The following is a 23,826-nucleotide window of genomic DNA, read 5'->3' on the forward strand; positions in this document are numbered from 1 at the left end:
GGCGACCGCTATCGGTAACCAAGGAGAATAAAAATGACCGGCAGTCACCTGGCCTCCAAGGGTCTTGTCCCGCGCGCTACCCATGCCACGCCCGTTTGGGTGTTGGGGTTGATATTGGGCTGCAGTGCAGTCGTTACGGCGAACGCCGCACCGGAAGATGTGGAGCGCCTGGGCAAGGATTTGACGTGCGTGGGGGCCGAGAAAAGCGCCAATGCCGATGGCAGCATCCCGGCCTTCAGTGGCAAGTGGTTGGGTGTGCCGCCGCACGTAGACTTCAAAGGCACCGGCTACCATCCGGTCGACCCGTATCCGGAAGAAAAGCCGCTGTTCGTCATCACCACGGCGAACCTGGCGCAGTACAGCAACTACTTGTCCGATGGGCAGAAAGCCTTGTTCAAGCTGTACCCGGCCACCTACAAGATGCCGATCTACCCTTCGCATCGGGATTTTCGTTTCGATGACGCGGTGTGCAATGCCACCCGCGAAAACGCCAGCATCGCGCGACTGGTCGATGACGGTGAAGGGGTGGTGGGCAAAACCGGCGGTACCGCTTTCCCGGTCCCGCGCAGCGGCCTGGAACTGCTCAAGAACGCCTCGACCTTCACCTTGCGCGCCTGGACCGAGGAGTACACCTCCGACAATGCCTATGTGCTCAAGGACGGCAACATCAACTGGGGCCGCGTGCACTCGCGCAACCTGGCGCCGTCGTTGGAGCCGGGCAAGAAAGGCGAGACCGTTGGCAACTCCTCGTTCTACCTCAACGAAACCCTGCTGCCGCAACGGGACAAGGGCGAGATCAACACCGGCACCGAGTTCTGGAACGACAAGACCGAGCCTCGCCAGGCCTGGCGTTACGATCCGGGCACCCGCCGTGTCCGCCAGTCGCCGGGGTATGGCTTCGACATGTCGTTCCCCGGCAGCGGGGGCTCGATCACCGTGGACGAGGTGCGCCTGTTCAACGGCTCCGGCCAGCGTTATGACTGGAAGATCGTCGGCAAGCGCGAGATGTTCATCCCCTACAACACCTATCGCCTGCACGCGGCCAACCTCAAATACGCCGACCTGCTGACCCCCGGCCACATCAACCAGGACGCCATGCGCTATGAGCGTCATCGGGTCTGGGAGCTGGAAGGCACGCTCAAGCCCGGTTATCGCCACCTGTACGGCAAACGCAAGCTGTACATCGATGAAGACACCTGGTTCCCGATGCTCGCCGACAACTACGACAACCGTGGCGAGCTGTGGCGGACCTCGATGCTGAACTTTTTCTACGCCTACGAAAGCCAGCGGCCGCAAGCGGGCGTGGGCCTGTACTACGACCTCAATGCCGGCAGTTACCTGGCGTTCAACCTGATCAACGAACAGCGCAACGGCTACCAGTTGAACAAGCCGGGCTTCAGCCCTCGGGATTTCGGCCCGGAAGCCGCCCGGCGATTTGGCCAGTAACCGTGGAGCAGGGTGCCCACGGCGAAGCGGGCGCCCTTTGAGAGTGGATCGCGTTTGATCTAGTCCAACTGAACGATGATCTCGTGGCGCGGCTGTTCAATGATGTTTGCCATGGGATCACCCTGTTTTTCTTGGGGGCATTGCCAGCCCCGAGTCTGCAATCGAGGAACAATAACAATGACGAAACTCGCTGAAATCAATGTCGAGAACGCCCAGCGCACCTACCGTTACGCCCGTGGCTGGCACTGCCTGGGCAATGCCGCCGACTACCGTGACGGCAAGCCCCATACCCTGGAAGTGTTCGGCACCCGGCTGGTGGCCTTTGCCGACAGCCAGGGCACCATCAGCGTTCTGGATGCCTATTGCCCGCACATGGGCGCCGACCTGTCCCAGGGCACCATCGAAGGCGACAAGCTGGTGTGCCCATTCCACCACTGGAAGTACGACACCGGTGGCAAATGCGTCGAGATCCCTTACTGCAAGCGCATCCCGCCCAAGGCCAAGACCCGCAGCTGGCTGACCTGCGAAGAAAACAACTTGTTGTTCATCTGGAACAACCCCGAGGGTCGTCCACCGAAAGAAGGCGTGATCATTCCGCACTTGCCGGAGATGGACGACCCGGACTGGATCCACGACTGGAACATCGACACCATGCACATCGAAACCAACCCACGGGAGTTGGTCGATAACCTGGTGGATGCCCAGCATTTCGGGCCGGTACACGGCACACCCACCAAGTACTTCGCCAACGTGTTCGAAGGGCACATCGGGCACCAGATTTTCCATGGCGACTCCGAGCGCCTGGGGGGCGATCTGATCGCGCCATCGGCTTATTACGGGCCGGCGACTCACTTCACGCAGATCAGCTCAATGTTCGGCGATGTGCGCATCCACGCCATTTTGCTCAACAGCCATGTGCCGGTGACACCGAACAGCTTTGACTTGCGCTTTGGCTGCATGGTCAAGCGAGTGCCGGGCTGGACGGAAGAACAGAACCAGGAAGTGGCCAAGGCGTATGTCCAGGGCAATCGGGATTCGTTCTATCAGGATGTGGTGATCTGGAAGCACAAGATCCGTATCGACAAGCCGATCCTGGCTGAAACCGACGGCCCGGTTTACCAGTTGCGCGAATGGTACGAGCAGTTCTTCACCAATGAGGATGACGTGCCGGCGTTCATGGCCGAACGCCGTGAGTTCATTACGGTTGACGAGCGCTGACAGGCAAACCTCCTGTGAGTGACATGCCTTGGTGTGTCGCTCACAGAAGGCGCCAGAAAGGGGCCAACCCTTTCTGTTTTATACGACATAGGTCCGACCTGACGGTCACGAGAGCACTGACAATGAAAACAAAAAGTCTTCTTGCCTATTATGTTTGCTTCTTGATGCTGTTCCTCCTGGTGCTGACCGTTGGGGTCTCGCAACCGCCGGAGCCTCCTAGTGTGAAGGCCTGCAAGCAATATGCGGGTTGTGTGGCCATCAGCCAGAGCGTTCCGAATTGGCTGAATTTGCGCTAGGACTGCTCATGTAGGAGCGAGCTCGCTCGCGATGGACGTTAACGATGACATGGGCTGTCTGGAGGCCCGTGTTGTCCTGGCGTTTTTCGCGAGCAAGCTTCGCTCCTACGGAGGTAGCCGTTCACTTCAGACCCGCCAATGCGAGGCGGCCTTTGAGCCGACCTGGTTGGCGGATCGTACACATTCCCCCGTAGGAGCGAGCGGGCGGCGTTCCGACTTGCCCGCGATGATCGTCAACGATGACGCGGGGTGTCTGAATGCCCGTGTTGTCCGGGCGTTTTTCGCGAGCAAGCTTCGCTCCTACGGAGGTAGCCGTTCACTTCAGACCCGCCAATGCGTGGCGGCCTTCGAGCCGACCTGATCTTGAATGAACGCATCCCCCCGTAGGAGCGAGCGGGCGGCGTTCCGACTTGCCCGCGATGATCGTCAACGATGACGCGGGGTGTCTGGATGCCGGTGTTGTCCTGGCGTTTTTCGCGAGCATGCTCGCTCCTACAGAGGTAGTCGCTCACTTCAGACCCGCCAAGCCGAGGCGGCCTTAGAGCCGACCTGATCTCGAATGAACGCATTCCCCCGTAGGAGCGAGCGGGCGGCGTTCCGACTTGCCCGTGATGGACGTCCACGATGATGCGGGGTGTCTGGATACCCGTGTTGTCCGGGCGTTTTTCGCGAGCAAGCTTCGCTCCTACAGAGGTAGTCGTTCACTTCGAGGCGGCCTTTGAGCCGACCTGATCTCGAATGAACGCATTCCCCCGTAGGAGCGAGCGGGCGGCGTTCCGACTTGCCCGCGATGGTCGCCAACGATGACGCGGGCTGTCTGGATGCCCGTGTTGTCCTGGCGTTTTTCGCGAGCAAGCTTCGCTCCTACAGCGGCAGTCGTTCACTTCAGACCCGCCAAAGCGAGGCGGCCTTGGAGCCGACCTGGTTGGCGGATCGTACACATTCCGCTGTGGGAGCTGGCTTGCCAGCGATGGCGACTTGACGGGCGATCAACACCTTTCAGGCACCCCCGATCCAATCGTAGGAGCGAAGCTTGCTCGCGATGGACGTCAACGATGACATGGGCTGTCTGGATGCCCGTGTTGTCCGGGCGTTTTTCGCGAGCAAGCTCGCTCCTACGGGCGAACTGGACGCTGAGGTGTATTTGTCACACTGCATTATCGTTCTTCGTCTGTAGGAGCCAGGCTTGCCGGCGAACTGGACGCTGCGGTGTGCCTGTCAAACTGCGTCATCGTTCTTCGCGGGCGAGCCTCGCTCCTACGGGCGAACTGGACGCTGAGGTGTATTTGTCACACCGCATTATCGTTCTTCGCCGGCAAGCCTGGCTCCTACAGGAGAATGCATGGTTGACTCAAACACGCTCGTGCCTTCAGTTGACCGGCCGCGAGGTGATTCGCCATTCAGTGCCCAGCGGGGCGATCATTTCCAGTAGCCGTTTGTAACCGGTGCGCAAAATGCGCCACTGGCCGTCGATCTTGATATAGGCATCCTCGTAGATCGCGCTGCCGTTGAGCAGGGTCTGCGAATCCAGGTTGATGAACACGTCGTTGAGGTACCAGAGGCCAGTCGCTTCGTCACCGTTGACCGTGATTTCCGGGGTATGGCCGTTGTGCATGCCGAAGCGGCGGTTGGTGAAGCTGGTGCGGTAGAACTCGATGGCCTCGTCCAAGCCGTTGAGTTCTAGCTGGTAGGTCGGGCTGTCGAAGCTGATTTTCACCTCGGGGGCAAAGAGGCTGCGCAGCAGCGGTAGGTTGCAGGTGTCGATACCACGAAAATAGCGGGCCTTGAGCTGTTTGATTTGCTCGATGGCAACGAGATCCAACATGTCGGTAATCTCCTGGGCGATGGCCGTCTGGCCATTCTTTGCCAATTGGATTGGGGGCGACATCCCTGTCGCCAAAGCGATCTAGCAAGGCAGGAAGTGTCCGCCGTTGACGTCCAGTTGCGCGCCGGTGATGACCTTGGCGTAGTCGCTGGCCAGGTACAGGGCGGCCATGGCGCAGTCGTTGTCTTCGGGGATCTTGCGCAGCGCGATCTGCTGGGCAACCTGGTCGACCAGCGACGCCATGGGGACGCCCAGGCGCTTGGCTTCGCTCTCGAAGTGGCCGATGACCGGCGCGCCCCACATCCAGCCCATGAATGTGGAATTGACGCGGATGCCGAACGGGCCGAGATCCTGGGCCAGGTACTGCACGGCAGTCTTGAGCGCACCCTTGGAGACCGCATAGCCGGACTCCAGCTGATTGGGGGTGCGGGTGGCCATGGTGTTGATCATGACGATGCTGCCCGACTGCTGTTTCTTCATCTGTGGTACCACTGCCTGGGTCATGTGCATGGTGCCGAACAGGTTCACGTCCATCGCCTTGCGCCAGTCGTCCATGGACGATTCGGAGGAACTGCCCCAGGCGCCATGGGCATAGGCAGAGTTGATCAATACATCGATCCGGCCAAAGTGCTCGATGGTCAGGTCGGCGAGCGTCTGGCACTGTTCGGCCTGGGCAATGTCGGTGGGGACTTTCAGGACTGGGGTGTCGTAGCCAGCGTCGCGGATGGCCTGTTCGGCCTGGTCCAGCTTGGCAGGCGTGCGGGTGGCCAAGACCACGGCCTTGGCCTGGTATTCGGCGGCACGCACGGCCAGTTTGATGCCCAGCCCTGGGCCGATACCGGAAATGATGACAACTTTATCTTTGAGCAACATGGCAACTACCTTCTTATTGTTGTGGTGCGAATGCGTTGTTCAGGCGCGACTGGCGTGCAGTGTTTCGGCACGTCGCTTGAGGTCCAGGGCCATCTGATCGAAACCGATTTTTACCCAGGCACCGTGCTCGCGCATGATGGTGTCCTGGTTCAACCCCAGGAAAATGTCGGTGGTGAAATAGCGGCAGCGGTTGGCATCGATGGCCTGGATGTACTGATCACGGCGGGCGGCATCCATGTTTTCCGGGACCGGGCGCTGCTCCCAGGACAACAACCGCTCGGGGTCGCACGCCACCAGGTATTCGAACACCGGAACGGTTTCGCCGGTATCGGGCGTCAGCACCTGCATATGCACCTCGTCGCCGATCTGCAGGCCGCAGCGAATGCTTGGGCAGAAGCTGTTCCACAGGTGGTAATTGTCCAGGTCGGTGAGCACTTCCCAGACCACGCGGGCAGGGGCGTTAATTTCCACGGTGTGGGAGGTCACTATGTTTTCTGCTCTGGCCATGACGGTCTCCTGTCGTGCAGTCAGTTGATGGGGCGGGAGGTGATCTGCAGCTGTTCGCTCAACGGCTGAATGGTCTCGAGCAGGGTTTCGTAGCCCGTCTGGGCGATCATCCAGCGCCCGTTGCGCTTGACGTAGCGATCCTGATAGATCGCGCTGCCATGCATGTGGGTGTTGTCCTCGAGGTTGATGAACACGTAGCTCAGGTACCAGAGGGCCGTGGCCCGGTCGCCATCGACCTCGATTTCCGGGGTATGGCCGTTGTGGGTGGCCAGGCGGGTCTTGGTGAACGAGGTGCGGTAGAAGTCCAGCGCGTCGCCCAGACCGTTGACGTGGAACTCGTAGGCAGGGCTCTTGAACGACAGGGCGATGTCTTCGGTGAGCATGCCCTGGAGCATCTCGATATTGCAGGTGTCGATGGCGCGGAAGTAGCGCGCCTTGAGCTGTTTGATCAGCTCGATGGCTTCTAGATCCAACATGGCAAATCTCCTGTGGGCAGGTCACGCACTGAGTTGGTATTCACTGGTCTGGATGCAGTCGATCCGCTCGAAGTCGATGAATCGGCTGGTCGATTCGTACATGGCTTGCTGGCGCTGGGCGCATTTGTCCGGATCGCCCAGGGCGGCGAAGAAGCCTTGCGGATTGCCGATGGCCTCGGGCGGAAAGTTTTCTTCGACGATGGCGTGCAGCACCGGTGCACCGAAGGTCAGCGCCCGTACCACGGTGTTCTGCCGGTAGCCGAAGATCGATTGCAGTGGATAGGCGTTGGGGCCGTGTCCGTTGCGCCAGGCTTCGTACCATTGCTCGTAGCTCAAACGGTGAGGCTTGTGCAGTAGCGCCACCTGATTCATGCCCGGTGTGCGCTGCCCCAATGGCACCCGGTATTGGGCCGCGCGGGCCAGGCGTTCCTCGGGGTAGGGCTCGGACTCCACCACCAGATATGCCTCCAGGCGACTGGTTAACGGCGTCACCAGCGCCTTGATGGCGGGCCATTGCGAGGCACTGTCCAGCCACAACGAAATCAGCCCGTCCAGGGGCACGGCGCTGTTAGTGATGCGTTGGGTGTGCGCGGCGGCCACCGCCTCATCGACCAGCATGACGCGAATGTTTTTGCCACCGGCGCAAGCCAAACCGTCGCGCAAGCCGAGCAAGTCCGCGCGCCATTGCCCGGCGTCGGGTTGGGCCGGCTTCCACAAGGTCAACATGATTTTTTCCATGATTGCTCCAGTCCTTGTTCAGTGATTGACGCTCAGGTGACGGGCGCGATAGTCGCTGTAGTCCTGGGTCATCTGCGCCTCATTGAGTCCGAAACGCTCCAGGCTGTAGTCGTGGCTGGCACGTTTTTCCCGACTGTTTTGCGACAGCCAGTGCTGCGCGTCGGCGCGGGCCTTGTCGGTAAACGGTAACTGGGCAAAGGCGTAGACCTTTTCCAGCACGGCCAGCGGCTGGGTCACGGTGTCGGCGAAGTGAATATCGAGGAAGCGCTCGGGTGCGTGTTGCTCGCGAACGTGCAGGGTGTGACGGATGCCGCGCGCCATGCGCTGGTTCCACTGTGCGCCGGCGGCTTTCGGGTCCGGGTTGTCGCTGTACATCTGCCACAGGGTGTGGGCCATGCTGGCCATCGACGGGATGGTCTGGGCCGGTTCGCGGTGGGTCAGAATCACCTGGGCCTTGGGGAAGACATCCAGCAATAGATGCAGGGTATGCAGGTGTTGCGGCGCCTTGAGCAGCCAGCGCTGGCCTGCCGGTTCACCCCGTTGTTGTTTCTGCCATTGCAGGAACTGCAGCATTTTTTTCAACTGGGTGTAGACCGGCCGCTGGTCTTGCTGATCCAGCCAGTGGGTGTAGCTGGGTACATTGACGTAGGCGTCCATGGCGCACATGAACGAGTGCTCCATGAGCATGAACTCTTCGTCGCAGAGCATGGCGTCGAGGGGGTGAATCGCAAGAATCTGCGGAATCACCTCGGCCATCAGCTCGACTTCGGCCTTGGCCTGGGCGATGCGCCTGGACGGTGCGGCCAGGGTTTCGTCGGCCAAGGGCGCCGGAAAACGCGTTTCCCACCACGCGGCCGAGTAGAAACGCGGGTCAACCGCCAGGGTACGCTGAAGCATGGTGGTGCCGGTGCGCGGCAGGCCGACGATGACCAACGGATCGTCGATCGCAATCTCGGTGATTTCCGGATGGCGCTTGAGGTAGTCCTCCATCACCAGGCGGTTGACCAGTTGGCCCACCAACCTTTCCTCCAGCAAATAAAGGCCGGACGGCGACAGTTGGGCTTCGGCGGCCAGCGCAGTCAGCAGCGCCTGCAACGACTCGCGATAGTTGTCATCGCCAAAATGGCTCAGGCCTTCGGTGCGAGCGGTAGCGCTGGCCAACAGTTTTTCGACGGTCAGGTCTTCGATTCGGAGAGGTGCGTTCATACGGCGGCCTCCGCGACGGCAGATACCTTGACCACGCGTGTGGTGGGGTGGCATTGCTCTTTGGCGCCGACCCAGCGAAGACACAGGGTGCCTTGGCGTACACCAGCGGTTTGCAGCCAGTTGCTCACGCCAGGCTCCAGCTCGCTGAGGACCAGGGTCACGCCGCCGTTGTCGTCGTATTGGGCCTGGTGTTTGTTGAAGCAGATCTGGTGGTAGCGGTAGTCCAGCGATTCCATCCAGTAGTTATTGATCTGCAGGTTCCAGAAGTCGCAGTCCGGTACTTTGTCGATATGGATGACCAACGCCTCGTCCTCGGCCAGGGCCCAGTGCGAGTGGTAGTAGAAAATATTCGGGTCGCCGCCCACTGACTGGCACAGGGCCTGGTTGGCGGGGGGTAATTGGTTGCTGTGGGGCAGGTAGCTTTGGCTCCAGTCGGCGAACAACCGGGCGGTGTTCTCCACGAAGCTCGATACCCGCGCCAGGCCCTGCTGGAAAGTCGCCGGGTCCAATGCTTGGGGCTTGCTGTCGGTGCCAATGCGCTCAATGCTCAGCTTGGCCGGCACTTCGCTGCGACGATCAAGAAAGGTCTGGCGCACGATCAAGGCGTTGGTGGCGTCTTCCATTTTCAGCCAGTTGCCCGGTTGCGGCTCGCGACTGAGGATGATTTCGAAGTGGCCCTGGGCATCGACCTGCAATTGGCTGGCATCGATGAAACCGGTCTGGATCAGGGTGCCGTCAGTTTCGTAGCCGCCTTTCTGGGTGCCGAAACTCAGGTAGGCCACGCTGCCGCGCTGGCCTTTGATGCGGTATTGCAGCGTGCCGTCCAGGCGCGAGTACTCATAGAGATTGTCGGGGTTGTCGGCACCGATTTTCGCGGTCTCATGGGAGGTCTTGAAGAAGCTGGGAAACGCCGGGTCGGCAAACTCGATGTGCATTTCCAGGCCGATGCGCAGCAGGCGCGTGAGGTAACGGAAGCCTTCGGCGCGGGTGGCGGCATCGGCGGGTGCTTCGGGGCGCAGGATCTGCTCGCCGCAGCGCTTTAAGTGATCGCAAAAGGTGGCCCAGGTCTGGCCACTCAACAGCTGTTGTTCGTCAATAGAGCTGATTGTCATTGTTAGACTCTCTTGATTAGGCGAACGCCTCGCCTGAGGCGCTCGTTAAACGCCCGGCGAACCGGGCGAGCAGGTTAGAGTTCCTTGGCGATGATGCCGCGCTCGAGCAGCACCTCGATGATGCGATCCACGGCGCCCTCCGGCGTGAGCTTGCTGGTCTGGATGTGGATGTCCGGCTTGCCTGGCACCTCATAAGGCGAGTCGATGCCGGTGAAGTTTTTCAGTTCGCCGCGGCGAACTTTTTTGTACAGGCCCTTGGGGTCGCGCTCTTCAGCGACGGCCAGCGGCGTGTCGACGAAGATCTCGATGAATTCGCCTTCCTGCAGCAGTCCGCGCGCCATCTCGCGCTCGGAACGGAACGGCGAGATAAAGGCCGTCAACACGATCATCCCGGCATCGACGAACAACTTGGCCACTTCGGCTACGCGGCGGATGTTCTCCACGCGGTCAGCATCGGTGAAGCCCAGGTCGCGGTTCAGGCCGTGGCGCACGTTGTCGCCATCGAGCAAGTAGGTGTGCCGGCCACGGGCGTACAGGCGGGTTTCCAGCAGGTTGGCGATGGCCGATTTGCCGGCGCCCGACAACCCGGTGAACCACAGCAGCACCGGTTGCTGGCCCATTTGTTCAGCGCGGGCCTTCTTGTTCACATCCACGTGCTGCATATGGATGTTCTGCGAGCGGCGCAGGGAGAACTCGATCAGGCCGGCGCCGACAGTGGCATTGGTCAAACGGTCGATGAGGATGAAGCTGCCGGTCTCGCGGTTGTCCTTGTAGGGATCGAAGGCGATCGGCTGGCTGGTGAAGAGGTTGCACACACCGATTTCGTTCAGCGCCAGTTCCTTGGCTGCCAGGTGCTCCATGGTGTTGACGTTGATTTTGTACTTGGGCACCGCCAAGGTGACCGGCAGCGTTCTGCCGCCAATCTTCATCAAGTAGGGGCGACCGGCGAGCATGGGGTTTTCGTGCATCCAGATCAGGCTGACCTGGAACTGGTCGGCCACGCTGGCCAGATCATCGGCAGTGGACAGCACATCGCCACGGCTGCAATCGACTTCGTCGGTCAGGGTCAGGGTGATGGACTGCCCGGCCACGGCTTGTTGCAGGTCACCGTCGAGGGTGACGATGCGCGAGATTCGACTCTCTTGTCCGCCCGGCAATACCCGTACGCGGTCACCGGGGCGAATCACGCCGCTGGCGATGGTGCCGGTGAAGCCACGGAAGTCCAGGTTGGGACGGTTGACCCACTGCACTGGCATGCGGAACGACAGTTTCTGCTGGCGTGCCTCGTCGATCTCGACGGTTTCCAGGTAGCCCATCAGTGTGGTGCCGCGATACCACGGCATGTGCTCGCTCTGCTCGGTGATGTTCTCACCGCGCAACGCGGACATTGGTATGGCGGTGACATCCTCAAGATTGATCTGCTTGGCGAAGGCGCGGTAGTCGTCAACGATGGCGTTGAAGACTTTCTCCGAGTAGTCCATCAAGTCCATCTTGTTGACGGCCAGGACCACTTTGCGAATGCCGATCAGCGACGCCAGGTAGCTGTGACGCCGGGACTGGGTCAGCACGCCGCGTCGGGCGTCGATCATCACCACGGCCACGTCGGCCGTGGAGGCACCGGTGACCATGTTGCGGGTGTATTGCTCGTGGCCTGGGGTGTCGGCGACGATGAACTTGCGCCGTTCCGTGGAGAAAAAACGGTAGGCCACGTCGATGGTGATGCCTTGCTCGCGCTCGGCGGCAAGGCCGTCCACCAACAGGGCGAAGTCCAGTTCGCCGCCTTGGGTGCCGTCTTTTTTCGAGTCGGCTTCCAGCGCTTCCATCTGGTCTTCGAAGAGCATTTTCGAGTCGTAGAGCAGGCGTCCGATCAGCGTGCTTTTGCCATCGTCCACGCTGCCGCAGGTAATGAAACGCAGCAGGCTCTTGTGTTCGTGGGCCTTGAGGTATTGCCCGATATCCTCGGCAATCAGGTCAGATACGTGTGCCATTAGAAATACCCCTCTTGTTTTTTCTTCTCCATCGACGCGGACGAGTCGTGGTCGATCATTCGCCCCTGACGCTCGGACGTGCGGGTCAGCAGCATTTCCTGAATGATCTTGGGCAGGGTGTCGGCATCGGACTCGACGGCACCGGTGAGCGGGTAGCAGCCCAAGGTGCGGAAGCGCACGTTGCGCATCATCGGCACTTCGCCCGGGTTGAGCGGCATGCGTTCGTCATCGACCATGATCAGCATGCCGTCACGCTCGACCACCGGGCGCGGCGCGGCGAAATACAGCGGCACGATCGGGATGTTTTCCAAGTAGATGTATTGCCAGATGTCCAGCTCGGTCCAGTTGGAGAGAGGGAAGACGCGGATCGACTCACCCTTGTGCTTGCGGGTGTTGTACAGGTGCCACAGCTCCGGGCGCTGGTTCTTCGGGTCCCAGCGGTGCTGGTCGGAGCGGAACGAGAAAATCCGTTCCTTGGCCCGGGATTTTTCCTCGTCGCGACGGGCGCCGCCGAAGGCTGCGTCGAAGCCGTAGTGGTCCAGCGCCTGCTTCAGGCCCTCGGTCTTCATGATGTCGGTGTGGATCTGCGATCCGTGCTTGAACGGGCTGATGCCCATTTCAATGCCTTCGGGGTTGGTGTGGGTCAGCAGGTCGACGTTGAGCTTGGCCACCATCTGATCGCGGAAGCGGTACATCTCCTTGAACTTCCAGGTGGTGTCGACGTGCAGCAGGGGGAAGGGCGGTTTGGCCGGGTAGAAGGCCTTCATGGCCAGGTGCAGCATGACGGCGCTGTCCTTGCCGATGGAGTAGAGCATGACCGGGTTGTCGGATTCGGCGACAACCTCGCGCATCGCCTGGATGCTTTCCGCTTCCAGTCGTTGCAGGTGGGTAAGCGTCATAGATTTTCCTCTCGCTTTTTGTTGTTGTCGTTTATCAACGTACAACTGCTGCGATTCGGACTTATGCGCGACTTGATGTTTTAACATCTGGCGCAACATCAGCAGCATGGGGTCGCGGGGCAGCCCGGTGGCGGGCGTAGCGGGAGCGTTGCCCGGCACGTTGTCATGACTGATTCGTGCGGCTTGCTGACTGATCTGGGTCGCCAGTTCCCGTGCGCCACTGAGCATTGCGCTGGCTTCGGGCAGATGGAACAGGTGTAACCGTTCAGCACGCTCACCGGCCCAGGTGATGAAGGTCGCGGCGCGTTGCCATTGCATGCCTGAGAGCAGGGCGAACACCGTGCGTTCGGCCGAGCGATACAGGCGTTCGAAGAAGTCTTCCAGATGCGGCGCGCGCAACCCGTCCTCGTACGGCAACCAGAGCACCTTGCCGCGATTACTGACGGCGCGCAGGACGCCATGACTGAGCTTGCCTTGGTCGTTGCGTGCCCCGTAGTCATCGATCCAGTAGATCTCGCCGTTCTGTAGGCGAGCGCGTTCGAGAATGTCCGGGTAGGTGCTGCGATACCAGCGCTGCACCGCCAGCGACCCATTGGCGACGCGCTTGGCCGGGCGTTCGGCATTGAGTTGCCAGCGTTGCAAGTAGTGGGCGGCGGTGCGCTCCGGCAAGTCGATGCCGTGCAGGCGTCTGACCAGTGCCTGCATCGCCTCCAGGTGCCAGAGCCGGTGTGGTAACTGATGCCGTTCCGGCGGCGTGCTGACCAACCATTGGTAGATGCTCTGTTCTTGTTCGGCAGAGAGCGTGCGGCCTTCGCCTTGCTTGCGCCCGCGTTCTCGCACGGGCACGGCATTCCAGCCACCGGCTTGCCACGCTTTGTAGGCGGCGATGATGGTGGGCGATGAGAGCCCGGTGTCCTGGCTGATGGCTTTGAGCGTGCGGCCGCTGATGCGCAACTGCACGGCCCGCAGGCGCAGTTGGTTGATCTGAGCAACGGATAATGAATTGCCGTGGGGCACAGGAACTCCTGTTAAACATCCATTCGCTGAGTGGCGGTGGTGTGGATGTCGGTACTGTTCCCGGATCCGGAAAACGGCGCATAGGCCAAATGGACCAGACGAAGAACAAAAACAGGAGAAATCCCTTGAACGAGTCAATGACTGCTCTACTGGAAGACGTCATCGGTATCGCGCGCGCAGCGGGCGAGGTGGTGATGCAGGTGTACCGCTCGGATTTCGAGGTGCGCGGCAAGGTTGATGCTTCGCCGGTGACTGAGGCTGACGAGCGTGCCGAGGCGTTGATTTTGCAAGCCCTGGCGGTACGCACGCCGCAGATCCCGGTGATTTCCGAGGAGGCCGCGGCGGCCGGTCAGGTGCCCGAAGTGGGCCGGCGTTTCTGGCTGGTGGACCCGTTGGACGGCACCAAGGAGTTCATCAATCGCAATGGTGAGTTCACCGTCAATATCGCCCTGATCGACAAGGGCGAGCCGGTGTTGGGGGTGGTGTTGGCACCGGCGCTGGACCGACTGTTCGCCGGTGCCCGTGGTTGTGGCGCCTTTATCGAGCAGGCTTCAAAGCGCCAGGCCATTGAGTGCCGGACGGTGTCGCAAGAGGGACTGGATGTGGTCGCCAGCCGTTCTCATGGCGATGCTGAGGCGCTGGATAAATTTCTCGACGGTCGGCGGGTGCGCTCACTGAAAAGCGCGGGCTCATCGCTGAAAATTTGCCTGGTGGCGGCCGGTGAAGCGGACCTTTACCCACGCCTGGGGCGCACCATGGAGTGGGACATCGCGGCAGGGCACGCGGTGTTGGCGGCTGCCGGCGGACAGATTCTCACCTTGGCCGGTGAGGCACTGGTGTATGGCAAGGCCGGACTGGACAACCCGCATTTCTACGCGCGCGGGCTTTAGTTCTTTCATCGAGGCGCCACCGTGGCCTGACAGCGGATACACAGGCCACGGACTGCTGGATGCACCCCTAGCCGGCGCTGATGTTGCCGCAGAACAGAGGTTGGCTGCCGTCTGCCGCGCTGGTGCGAACGAGCAAGGCGTAGTGCCCTTTGGTCAGTTCGTTCAGCGCCACCGGTGCCTGTGCCCAGTATTGGGTTCGCGGGGCCAGCGATGGATAGTCGACGCTATTGGCTTGACGAGTCTTGTAGGCCGGTTGTGCGCTCAACTGCTGGCAGGAGCCGGCGTAGATAGCGGTGTCGAGGCGGCTGGGTAAGGCCAGATCGTGGGGAACTCCACCGACCGTAAGCCAGACGCTGGTTTGATCACCCACCGGGCTGAGGGTGGCTCGAGCGATATGCTGTGCGTTTAGCGGGGTAGCCTCCAGGGGGACATCGACGACGTCGGTTCTGCTCGCGCAACCGTACATCGTCCCTGCAGCTACTACCAACGCCAGCCAAGATGTTCTGCTCATCACAGATCTCCTGATAAGAGGTGCGTTGATTTCATTCCCCCTGTGAAGTTTAGTGGCCCCCAGCGCACACGGGATCTGGCTGATGGGTGGTCATCGGCGCACGCTACCCCTTGCTTGCCGGTTTCGCGGTGCGGCGGGTGCCACTGGCGGGTTTGCGCTTGGTCGCCTTGCGCTTGTTTTTCCACGGCGTGGCACCGCGCCCGGCGGGGCTGGCCGGGCCGCTGATGGTGAGGTTGAGGCCGGCGCAGCGGGCGACCTGTTTGCTCATCCACGCCGCCTGTTTGGTGACGAATTCTTCGAGACTCATTTCGCCGCTCTGCACCATGTCCAGCGCCTGCTCCCAGATCGCGGTGGTGCCGGGATCGGCAATCGCCCGCGGGACGGCATCGATCAGGCTGAACGCGGCAGGGGTGGCCGAGAGTGCCTTGCCGTTCTTGATCAGGTAACCGCGATCGAGCAGGCCCTGAATGATCGAGGCACGGGTCGCTTCGGTGCCGATGCCGGTGGTGTCCTTGAGCTTTTGCTTGAGCAATGGATCGTCCACCAGCTTGGCCACATTCTTCATGGCCTTGATCAGGTCGCCCTCGGTGAAGGGTTTCGGCGGTTGGGTCCAGAGGTCCTTGAGTTGTACGTTATCTACCGCGCAATCGATGCCTTCCCTGAGGTTGGGCAGGGTTTGCGGGGCCGGCGCTTCACGACCCTTGTGCGGGGCGAGGGCCTCGGGCAGGGCGCGTTTCCAGCCAGGTTCGACGATCTGTTTGCCGACGGCGCGCAAGGCTTCACCGGCACAATCGAAGTCGGCCTGGGTGCGGTCGTATTCATGATTGGGCAGGAACTGCGCCAGATAGCGTGCGCGAATCAGCGTGTAGACCGCGCGGTGCTTGCCGGTCAGGCGCTCAAGATTTTTTGCCGCTGCGGTGGGAATGATGCCGTGGTGCGCGCTGACCTTGGCATCGTTCCAGGCCCGTGAACGGCGTTGCGGTTCCAGGTGATCGTGCAGGGCGTTCAGCGCCGGATCGGCCTGGCGCAACGCGGCCAGAATGCCCGGCGCTTCGCTATGCTGGCTGAGCGGCAGGTAGCCGCAGTCACTGCGCGGGTAGGTGATGACCTTGTGGGTTTCGTAGAGCGCCTGGGCGATATCGAGGGTTTCCTGGGCACCGAGCCCGAGTTTCTTCGAGCAGATTTCCTGCAAGGTGCCCAAGTCGAACGGCAGGGGCGCCACTTCGCGCATCCGCTCGGTGCGCAGTTTGATGACCCTGGCGCTTGCGGCCCCCATCATCGCCTGTGCGGCCTGTTGTGCCAGTGCCTGATTCAGGCAGCGATCCTGATCGTCGCAAACCTCGGAGGCCGCGCGCCATTGCGCGGTGAAGGCGGTGCCGTCGTGCAGCAGCTGCACGTCGATGGCCCAATAGGCGACCGGCACGAAATCGGCGATGCTGCGGTCGCGATCCACGACCAGGCGCAACGTCGGGGTTTGCACCCGGCCGACCGGCAACACGCCCTGATATCCGGACTGGCGCCCGAGCAGGGTGAACAGCCGGCTCATGTTCATGCCGATCAGCCAGTCGGCTCGGCTACGCCCCAGTGCCGAATGGTACAGGCTGAAGGTCTCTGCGCCCGGTTTGAGTGCGGCGAGGGCCTTGCGGATCGAGGCATCGTCCAGCGCCGACAACCACAGGCGGCGAATCGGCCCGCGATAGCGGCAGTGTTCCACCAGTTCCCGGGCGATCATCTCGCCCTCGCGGTCGGCGTCGGTGGCAATGATCAGTTCGCTGGCCTCGCCGAGCAGGCGCTTGACCGCCTTGTACTGGCTGGCGGTGCGCGGTTTGACGGTCATCTTCCACTTGTCCGGAATGATCGGCAGGTCCGCCAGCACCCAGCGTTTGTAGCGCGCGTCGTAGGCATCCGGCGGTGCGGTTTCCAGCAGGTGGCCGATGCACCAGGTCACCGTGACGTCCGTTCCCAGCCAGCAGCCATCGCCACGGCGTTTGGCACCGAGCACGGCCGCAATGTCTTTGGCCTGGGAGGGTTTTTCACAGAGGTACAGCCGCATAACCACCATCGTCGATCAGTGTCCGGGAGGTGCACAGAATGGCGGGAGATGAGCGTTGGGGCAATCTTTATCTGTATGGATGTACAGTTTTTCGTGCGCTCGGGTCAGGACCCGTTCGGCTGTGAAGCGGTTGTGGATGCTGAAATTGGGTTATACCTGATTTATCGTGGTCTCAAGTTTTGGGGCTGCTGCGCAGCCCATCGCGAGCAAGCTTTGCTCCTACAATGAAACGCGACCGCTGTAGGAGCAAAGCTTGCTCGCGATGAACGATAACGCGGTCAAACTTCCTCATGAGGAACGAACTCCATGAAAAGTACCGGTCCGAGTCCTGTCATCACCATTGCCGAACAACCCGGTTGCCTGTTGGTGAAGTTCCACGGTATCCAAGTGGCCGCATCCTCGCGCGCGCTGGTGCTGCTGGAGGCCAATTACCCGCCGGTGTACTACGTGCCGCGCGAGGACATTGACGAGAAGTATTACGCCCGCACCGATCACACCAGTTATTGCCCGTACAAGGGCGATGCCAGCTATTTCAGTTTGCAGGTGCCGGGGCATGAGGGGAACAACGCGGTGTGGAGTTACGAGACCCCCAAGGTGTCTGTCGCGCAGATCCGGGAATACATGGCGTTTTATCCGGACCAGGTGAAGTTCGAGGTTGTTGAACTCGATGAATGATTTGCTTTGAAAGATCGCAGCCTGCGGCAGCTCCTACAGGGGAATGCATTCCAGGGTAGGAGCTGCCGCAGGCTGCGATCTTTTGATTTTTAATCAGTTCTTGTTCAGGTCCACGTTGCGCGTCTCACGCAGGCACATCATCCCCACCACCAGGCTCACCCCGGTGATCACCACCGGATACCACAGCCCGTAGAAGATATCCCCGGTGTACACCACCAACGCGAACGAAACGGTTGGCAGGAAACCGCCGAACCAGCCGTTGCCGATGTGGTAGGGCAGGGACATCGAGGTATAGCGGATGCGGGTCGGGAACAGTTCGACCATCAAGGCTGCCAGCGGGCCGTAGCACATGGCGGAGATGATGATCAGCGCGACGATCAGTGCCACGATCATCGGTTTGTTGATCTGTTGCATGTCGGCCTGTTGCGGATAACCGGCAAGCGTCACCGCGCCGCGCAGGGCGGCTTCGTCGAAACCATCGATCTTCACATCACCCACGCTCACTTGCACACCGCTGCCGGCCGGTGCCGCTTCGCTCTGATACGGCAGGCCCTGCTTGACCAGGAAGGTCTTGACCTTGTCGCACGGGCTATCGAATTTGGCCTTGCCCACCGGATCGAACTGGAAGGTGCAGGTGGCCGGGTCGGCCAGCACGGTGATCGGTGCCTGGCGGCTGGCCTGGTCGATGGCCGGGTTGGCGTAGTGGGCCAGGGTCTTGAAGATCGGGAAGTACAACGCGGTGGCCAGCAACAGGCCGAGCATCAGCACCGGTTTGCGCCCGACCTTGTCCGACAGCCAGCCGAAGAAAATGAAGAACGGCGCGCCGATGGTCACGCTGACGATCAGCAGGCCGTTGGCCACGGCGGGGTCCATTTTCAGGAACTGGGTGAGGAAGAACAGCACGTAGAACTGTGCCGCGTAGAAGGTCACGGCTTGCCCGGCGTTGATGCTGAACAGGGCGATCAGCACCACCTTGAGGTTTTCCCATTTGCCGAAGGAATCACGGATCGGCGATTTGCAGAGCTTGCCTTCCTCTTTCATTTTCACGAAGGCCGGCGACTCGTGCAGGCTCAGGCGAATCCAGGTCGAGATGCCCAGCAAAATGATCGAAAACAGGAACGGAATGCGCCAGCCCCAGACCTCGAACTGATCGCCGGTGAAGTAGCGGCAACCGAGCACCACCAGCAACGACAGCAACAGGCCGAGGGTGGCGGTGGACTGAATCCAGCTGGTGTGGAAGCCACGCTTGCCGATGGGGGCGTGCTCGGCGACATAGGTCGCGGCACCGCCGTACTCGCCGCCCAAGGCCAGGCCCTGGAGCATGCGCAACACCACGAGGATGATCGGCGCGGCGATGCCGATGCTGGCGTAGTTCGGTAGCAAACCGACGCAGAAGGTCGCCAGGCCCATGAGCACGATGGTGGCGAGGAAGGTGTATTTACGTCCGATCATGTCCCCCAGCCGGCCGAACACCAAGGCGCCAAATGGCCTGACGATGAAACCGGCGGCGAAGGCCATCAGGGCAAAGATGAACGCGGTGGTGTCGTTGACCCCGGCGAAAAACTGCTTGCTGATCACCGCCGCGAGGGCGCCATAGAGGAAAAAGTCATACCACTCGAACACCGTGCCGAGCGACGAGGCGAAGATGACTTTCTGGGTTTCCTGGCTGGTGCCCGCGCTGCGCACGGCTTCCAGGGGCTGAACATGTTCTGACATATCGGTATCCCTCACAGTGATTGTTTTTGTTGTTTCCACTGTCGGCGCCGGCCTTGTGGGCGGGTGCCGCTACTGTCAAGCCGACGCTACCTGCATCGTTTTTGTGCCGTACTCATTTCCTGTAGGAGCTGCCGCAGGCTGCGATCTTTTGATTTTGATTTTAAAAAACAAGATCAAAAGATCGCAGCCTGCGGCAGCTCCTACATTCAGGCCGGTGTGGTCTGGTCTTTTTGTGGGGTGCTGCTCCTGGTGTCGGGGTTGAGGATCAGTTGCGCGGCCTTCTCGGCGATCATCAGCGTCGGCGAACAGGTGTTGCCTGAGGTGATGTTCGGCATGATCGAGGCGTCGGCGATGCGCAGGCCGGGGATGCCGTGGACACACAGTTGGGCATCGACTACGGCGTGCGCATCGTTGCCCATCCGACAGGTGCCCACCGGATGGAAGATCGTGGTGCCGATCCGCGCGGCGGCTTCGTGCAGTTGCTCTTCGCTTTGCAGGCTGTCGCCAGGCAGATATTCGATGGGCTTGAATGCTTTCAGGGCGGGGGCGGCGACGATGCGTCGGGTCAGGCGAATGGCATCGGCGGCGACCCGCAGGTCTTCGGGATGGCTCAAATAGTTGGGCTGGATCAGCGGCGCTTCCTGTGGATTGGCGGAACGAATCTCTACCCGGCCACGGCTTTGCGGGCGCAAATCGCAGACCGAGGCGGTGAACGCCGGGAACGCATGCAAGGGTTCGCCGAAGCGCTCCAGCGACAGCGGCTGCACGTGGTACTCAAGATTGGCCGAAGTCTGCTCCGGACCTGAACGGGCGAAGGCCCCCAGTTGGCTCGGCGCCATGGACAGCGGGCCGCTGCGGTCATACAGGTAACGCAGACCCATACCCATCTTGCCCCACAGGCTGCCGGCGATCTGGTTCAGCGTGCGGGCGTTTTCCAGTTTGTAGATCAGCCGCAGTTGCAGGTGATCCTGCAGGTTGCCGCCCACGCCGGACAGCTCATGGACGACGCCGATGCCCAGGCGTTTGAGCAGCGGGCGAGGGCCTATCCCTGAACGTTGCAGGATGCTCGGTGAGCCGATGGAGCCAGCGCACAGGATGATTTCCTTGCGCGCCTTGAAGGTTTTTTCGTGACCTTGCCAACGGGCACTGATCGCCGATGCGCGCCCGTTTTCCAACAGCACGCGGTCGACTTCAACACCGGTCAGCACGGTCAGGTTGGCGCGATCGCGGATGGGCCTGAGAAACGCCTTGGCCGCATTCCAGCGGATACCGGCCTTCTGATTGACCTGGAAGTAGCCACAGCCTTCGTTGTCGCCCTGGTTGAAGTCATCGATGCTGGCAATGCCGCTTTGTTCGGCGGCGCTGCGGAAGGCGTCGAGAATCGGCCATGACAGGCGCTGGCGTTCGACGCGCCATTGGCCCTCGGCACCATGAAACTCGGACGCGCCGGCAAAGTGGTTTTCGCTTTTCTTGAACAGCGGCAACACGTCCTGCCAGCTCCAGCCGGGATTGCCGTCGGCGGCCCAGCGGTCGTAATCGCCGGCCTGGCCGCGCATGTAGATCATGCCGTTGATCGACGAGCAGCCACCCAGCACTTTGCCGCGAGGGTAGCTGAGGGTACGGCCCTGCAGGCCGGGTTGCGCTTGGGTCTTGAAGCACCAGTCGGTGCGTGGGTTGCCGATGCAGAACAGGTAACCCACGGGAATATGAATCCACGCATAGTTATCGCGGCCGCCGGCTTCGAGCAGTAGTACCCGGTGTTGCGGGTTGGCCGACAGCCGATTGGCCAGCAAACAGCCGGCGGGCCCGGCCCCGACCACGATGTAGTCGAATTCATCAAGGGAAGTCTGCATCCCTGACCTCGTGTTGTTGTTCTTGTTGTGTCCCATCCTAGTTGTTAGCTTTCGTTTAAAGAATGTTAGTTTTTACCCAGCTGCTGTTTGTTTTTAAACAGTACCTTCAATCGCCAAGCCTCAGGGACGACCCATGTTCGACTGGAATGATTTGCGATTTTTTCTGGAGTTACAGCGCAGCGGGCGTTTGCTGACCGCCGCGCGCCGTTTGAACACCACCCACGCCACGGTCGCCCGGCATATCGAGGCCATCGAAAAGAGCCTTGGTACAGCGTTGTTCATCCAGCATGCCCAGGGTTACGAGTTGACGCCGGCCGGTGAAGCGTTGCTCAAACATGCCGAGGCCATGGAAAACGTCGCGCTGTTGGCCCAGGAAGAAATCACGCAGTCGACGGCGCCGCTGGGCAAGATCCGCGTCGGTGTCACCGAAGGGCTGGGCATCATGTTTCTGGCCAGCCGCATGAACGGGTTGTTCGAGCGCTATCCGGGCCTGGAGGTGGAACTGGTGGCGGTGCCGCGCTTTGTCAGTATTCTCAACCGCGAAGCGGAAATCAGCATCCACCTCGAACGCCCGGCCGCCGACATGCTGGTCACCCGCAAACTCACCGACTATCGCCTGGCGCTGTACGCCAGCCAGGATTATCTCGACAAGGCACCCGCGCTGCGCAATCGCGAAGACTTGGGGCGTCATGCCTGGATCGGTTACGTCGACGATCTGCTGTTCAGCCAGGAACTGATGTTTCTCAATAGCTTCTGCCGCAACCCGCAGGTGGTCTTTCACAGCACCAGCGTCATCGCCCAACAGCAGGCCGCCCGCGCGGGCCTGGGCATCGCCGTGCTGCCGTGCTACATGGCCAGCACCGACCCCTCGCTGGTGCCGTTGTTTCCCGATGAAAGCATCCTGCGCAGTTATTGGATCAGCACCCGTCGCGAGCTGCACAAATCCGTGCGGCTGCGGGTGATGTGGGATTACGTGGTTGAGCTATGTGAGCGCGAACAGGACCTGCTGCTAGACACACCCTTTCTGTAGGAGCAGAGCTTGCTCGCGAAGAACGATAACGCGGTGAGTCAGGCATGACGCCTTCGCGGGCAAGCCTCGCTCCTACAAAGCGAAGAACGATAACGCGGTGAGTCAGGCATGACGCCTTCGCGGGCAAGCCTCGCTCCTACAAAGCGAAGAACGATAACGCGGTGTGGCAGGCATGACGCCTTCGCGGGCGAGCCTCGCTCCTACAAAGCGAAGAACGATAACGCGGTGTGGCAGGCATGACGCCTTCGCGGGCGAGCCTCGCTCCTACAAAGCGATGAACGATAACGCGGTGAGACAGCGTTGACGCCTTCGCGGGCAAGCCTCGCTCCTACAGGTGATCGACATCAATACCGGTGGTTCAGGGCAGGATTTCGAAGGCTGTGCTGGCCAGGCGTTCGCCGTTGACCATGATGTGCACCGCGTGCGTGCCGGCGTAGTGTCGGCGGGTGGTGAGTGTCTTGATGTGCTGACCGCGGCTGAGGTGTTCGGTGGCGTGGCCCGGCAGTGTCAGGGCCCTGAGCTTGAACACTTTCGCCGAGGTGCTGCCGTTGGCTTTCACGTAATCGATGGTGTAGTCGATTACCAGGCGCTGGCTGTCTTGGATCGTGGATTTGACCGCGAACGACAGGGTGATTTTCTCTCCCAGGACAATCACCGGCGGGTTGACCTGCACATCGATGATCTCGACTTCGGGTTTTGCGCCGGCCCCGATGATCGCCAGGGCCCGTGGGTTGCCCTGTTTGATCAGGCTGCGCAGGGCGTGGCGGGCAATCCACGCGGTGTGTTTATTGTCCAGCGACCAGCCCTCGATCAGGTCCAGCACCCACTCGGGATGGTCCTTGGTGATGTCGTTGAGGTGATTGGCCACGGACTTGCGCACGTAAAGGCTGGTGTCGGCCTTGAGGTTGTCGAGGATGCCGGCGGCCAGTTTCGGCTCGGCCTGAATCTGTTCCAGGCGAAACGACCAGGGCAGGCGCGGACGGCTCCCCTCGCTGGCCAGGCGCCGGACGTGTTCGTTGTCGTCCAGTGACCAGTGGTGCAGGCGTTCCAGCGAGCGCTCAAGATCGCGGCGCAGGAAATGACGGATCGCGAATTCCGAGGAGCCGAAGGCGGTGAAGTACTTGAGCGCGTCCATGGACAGCTCGAAGCGGTCAGCGCCGTAAGTCGCCACGTAGTGTGGCAGGCACATGCTGACGAAGCCGCTGTTGAGGCGCGGGGCGAGGGCACGCAAGAGCTGTAGCGACGCCTCGAAATCCAGCGATAGCACGGCATGCAGAGACTCGCTGACGCGGGCCAGGCGCTGCATGATTGACAGCTCGGCCAGGTCTTTTTTGGCCAGATTCAGGAATGTTTTGCCGTCGAACGCCGGGTAGACCGCCGTCATCTCGGTGGCGATGTGCTGGAGGCGTTCGGCGTTGAAGATTTCCTTGAGGGCTGGGGAGGGTTGGTCGGTCATTGTGGATTCCTTCACGCCATTGTTTATCCAGTGCACCGCGT

19 protein-coding genes are annotated in these 23,826 nt (G+C 61.1%); 5 read left to right on the top strand and 14 right to left on the bottom strand.

The features are described from left to right. Positions 1-33 precede the first annotated feature (33 nt). Positions 34-1,446: a DUF1329 domain-containing protein gene (locus ABTV22_RS12895; RefSeq protein WP_433740625.1), complete on the top strand. Its 1,413-nt coding sequence runs from the start codon at positions 34-36 to the stop codon at positions 1,444-1,446. Between the two features lie 177 nt (positions 1,447-1,623). Then, positions 1,624-2,664: a Rieske 2Fe-2S domain-containing protein gene (locus ABTV22_RS12900; protein ID WP_433740627.1), complete on the top strand. Its 1,041-nt coding sequence runs from the start codon at positions 1,624-1,626 to the stop codon at positions 2,662-2,664. Positions 2,665-4,329: 1,665 nt separating this feature from the next. Here the strand turns inward: ABTV22_RS12900 and ABTV22_RS12905 are convergent. The 9 genes from ABTV22_RS12905 to cysD all read right to left on the bottom strand — a co-directional run bounded on the left by ABTV22_RS12905 (position 4,330) and on the right by cysD (position 12,584). Further along, positions 4,330-4,785, bottom strand: coding sequence for a nuclear transport factor 2 family protein (locus ABTV22_RS12905; RefSeq protein ID WP_433740629.1), 456 nt, complete (start codon positions 4,783-4,785; stop codon positions 4,330-4,332). 81 nt (positions 4,786-4,866) lie between these two features. Then, on the bottom strand, positions 4,867-5,658 hold the full coding sequence (locus ABTV22_RS12910) for an SDR family oxidoreductase (RefSeq protein WP_433740631.1): 792 nt from the start codon (positions 5,656-5,658) through the stop codon (positions 4,867-4,869). A 39-nt stretch (positions 5,659-5,697) separates the two neighbouring features. Beyond that, positions 5,698-6,165 (bottom strand): SRPBCC domain-containing protein, encoded by a 468-nt coding sequence (locus tag ABTV22_RS12915; RefSeq protein WP_433740633.1) that lies wholly within the window; start codon positions 6,163-6,165, stop codon positions 5,698-5,700. 20 nt (positions 6,166-6,185) lie between these two features. Beyond that, positions 6,186-6,641: a nuclear transport factor 2 family protein gene (locus ABTV22_RS12920; protein ID WP_433740634.1), complete on the bottom strand. Its 456-nt coding sequence runs from the start codon at positions 6,639-6,641 to the stop codon at positions 6,186-6,188. Positions 6,642-6,662: 21 nt separating this feature from the next. Continuing rightward, complete coding sequence (locus ABTV22_RS12925) at positions 6,663-7,379, bottom strand: hypothetical protein (protein ID WP_433740636.1); 717 nt, start codon at positions 7,377-7,379, stop codon at positions 6,663-6,665. Between the two features lie 18 nt (positions 7,380-7,397). Further along, on the bottom strand, positions 7,398-8,585 hold the full coding sequence (locus ABTV22_RS12930; protein WP_433740637.1) for a sulfotransferase family protein: 1,188 nt from the start codon (positions 8,583-8,585) through the stop codon (positions 7,398-7,400). Continuing rightward, positions 8,582-9,697: a DUF1214 domain-containing protein gene (locus tag ABTV22_RS12935; RefSeq protein WP_433740639.1), complete on the bottom strand. Its 1,116-nt coding sequence runs from the start codon at positions 9,695-9,697 to the stop codon at positions 8,582-8,584. The genes ABTV22_RS12930 and ABTV22_RS12935 overlap by 4 nt, the downstream gene beginning before the upstream one ends. Before the next feature lie 74 nt (positions 9,698-9,771). Continuing rightward, positions 9,772-11,685, bottom strand: a complete 1,914-nt coding sequence (cysN, locus tag ABTV22_RS12940) for a sulfate adenylyltransferase subunit CysN (protein WP_433740641.1) — start codon at positions 11,683-11,685, stop codon at positions 9,772-9,774. Beyond that, positions 11,685-12,584: a sulfate adenylyltransferase subunit CysD gene (gene cysD, locus ABTV22_RS12945; protein WP_433741384.1), complete on the bottom strand. Its 900-nt coding sequence runs from the start codon at positions 12,582-12,584 to the stop codon at positions 11,685-11,687. The genes cysN and cysD overlap by 1 nt, the downstream gene beginning before the upstream one ends. Positions 12,585-13,726: 1,142 nt before the next feature. On the opposite strand from cysD, the gene cysQ reads away from it, so the two are divergent. Continuing rightward, positions 13,727-14,491: a 3'(2'),5'-bisphosphate nucleotidase CysQ gene (gene cysQ, locus ABTV22_RS12950; protein ID WP_433740642.1), complete on the top strand. Its 765-nt coding sequence runs from the start codon at positions 13,727-13,729 to the stop codon at positions 14,489-14,491. Positions 14,492-14,558: 67 nt separating this feature from the next. Here the strand turns inward: cysQ and ABTV22_RS12955 are convergent, their stop codons facing one another. Then, complete coding sequence (locus ABTV22_RS12955) at positions 14,559-15,002, bottom strand: hypothetical protein (RefSeq protein WP_433740644.1); 444 nt, start codon at positions 15,000-15,002, stop codon at positions 14,559-14,561. A gap of 103 nt (positions 15,003-15,105) precedes the next feature. After that, entirely contained in the window at positions 15,106-17,055 is a 1,950-nt protein-coding gene (locus ABTV22_RS12960) for a DNA topoisomerase III (RefSeq protein WP_433740646.1), read from the bottom strand. 306 nt (positions 17,056-17,361) lie between these two features. On the opposite strand from ABTV22_RS12960, the gene ABTV22_RS12965 reads away from it, so the two are divergent. After that, a complete protein-coding gene (locus tag ABTV22_RS12965) occupies positions 17,362-17,730 on the top strand; it encodes a DUF427 domain-containing protein (RefSeq protein WP_433740648.1) in 369 nt (122 codons plus the stop codon). A gap of 93 nt (positions 17,731-17,823) precedes the next feature. On the opposite strand, the gene ABTV22_RS12970 is transcribed toward ABTV22_RS12965, so the two are convergent. Then, positions 17,824-19,446 (bottom strand): MFS transporter, encoded by a 1,623-nt coding sequence (locus ABTV22_RS12970; protein ID WP_433740650.1) that lies wholly within the window; start codon positions 19,444-19,446, stop codon positions 17,824-17,826. A gap of 206 nt (positions 19,447-19,652) precedes the next feature. Further along, a complete protein-coding gene (locus ABTV22_RS12975) occupies positions 19,653-21,299 on the bottom strand; it encodes a GMC family oxidoreductase (protein WP_433740652.1) in 1,647 nt (548 codons plus the stop codon). Between the two features lie 133 nt (positions 21,300-21,432). Here ABTV22_RS12975 and ABTV22_RS12980 point away from each other — a divergent pair, with 133 nt between their 5' ends. After that, positions 21,433-22,329, top strand: a complete 897-nt coding sequence (locus tag ABTV22_RS12980; RefSeq protein WP_433740654.1) for a LysR family transcriptional regulator — start codon at positions 21,433-21,435, stop codon at positions 22,327-22,329. Positions 22,330-22,687: 358 nt separating this feature from the next. On the opposite strand, the gene ABTV22_RS12985 is transcribed toward ABTV22_RS12980, so the two are convergent. Further along, positions 22,688-23,785: a DNA alkylation repair protein gene (locus tag ABTV22_RS12985; protein ID WP_433740656.1), complete on the bottom strand. Its 1,098-nt coding sequence runs from the start codon at positions 23,783-23,785 to the stop codon at positions 22,688-22,690. Between the last annotated feature and the right edge of the window lie 41 nt (positions 23,786-23,826).

Source organism: Pseudomonas putida, assembly GCF_050990305.1.
Classification (GTDB): Bacteria; Pseudomonadota; Gammaproteobacteria; order Pseudomonadales; family Pseudomonadaceae; genus Aquipseudomonas; species Aquipseudomonas putida_AH.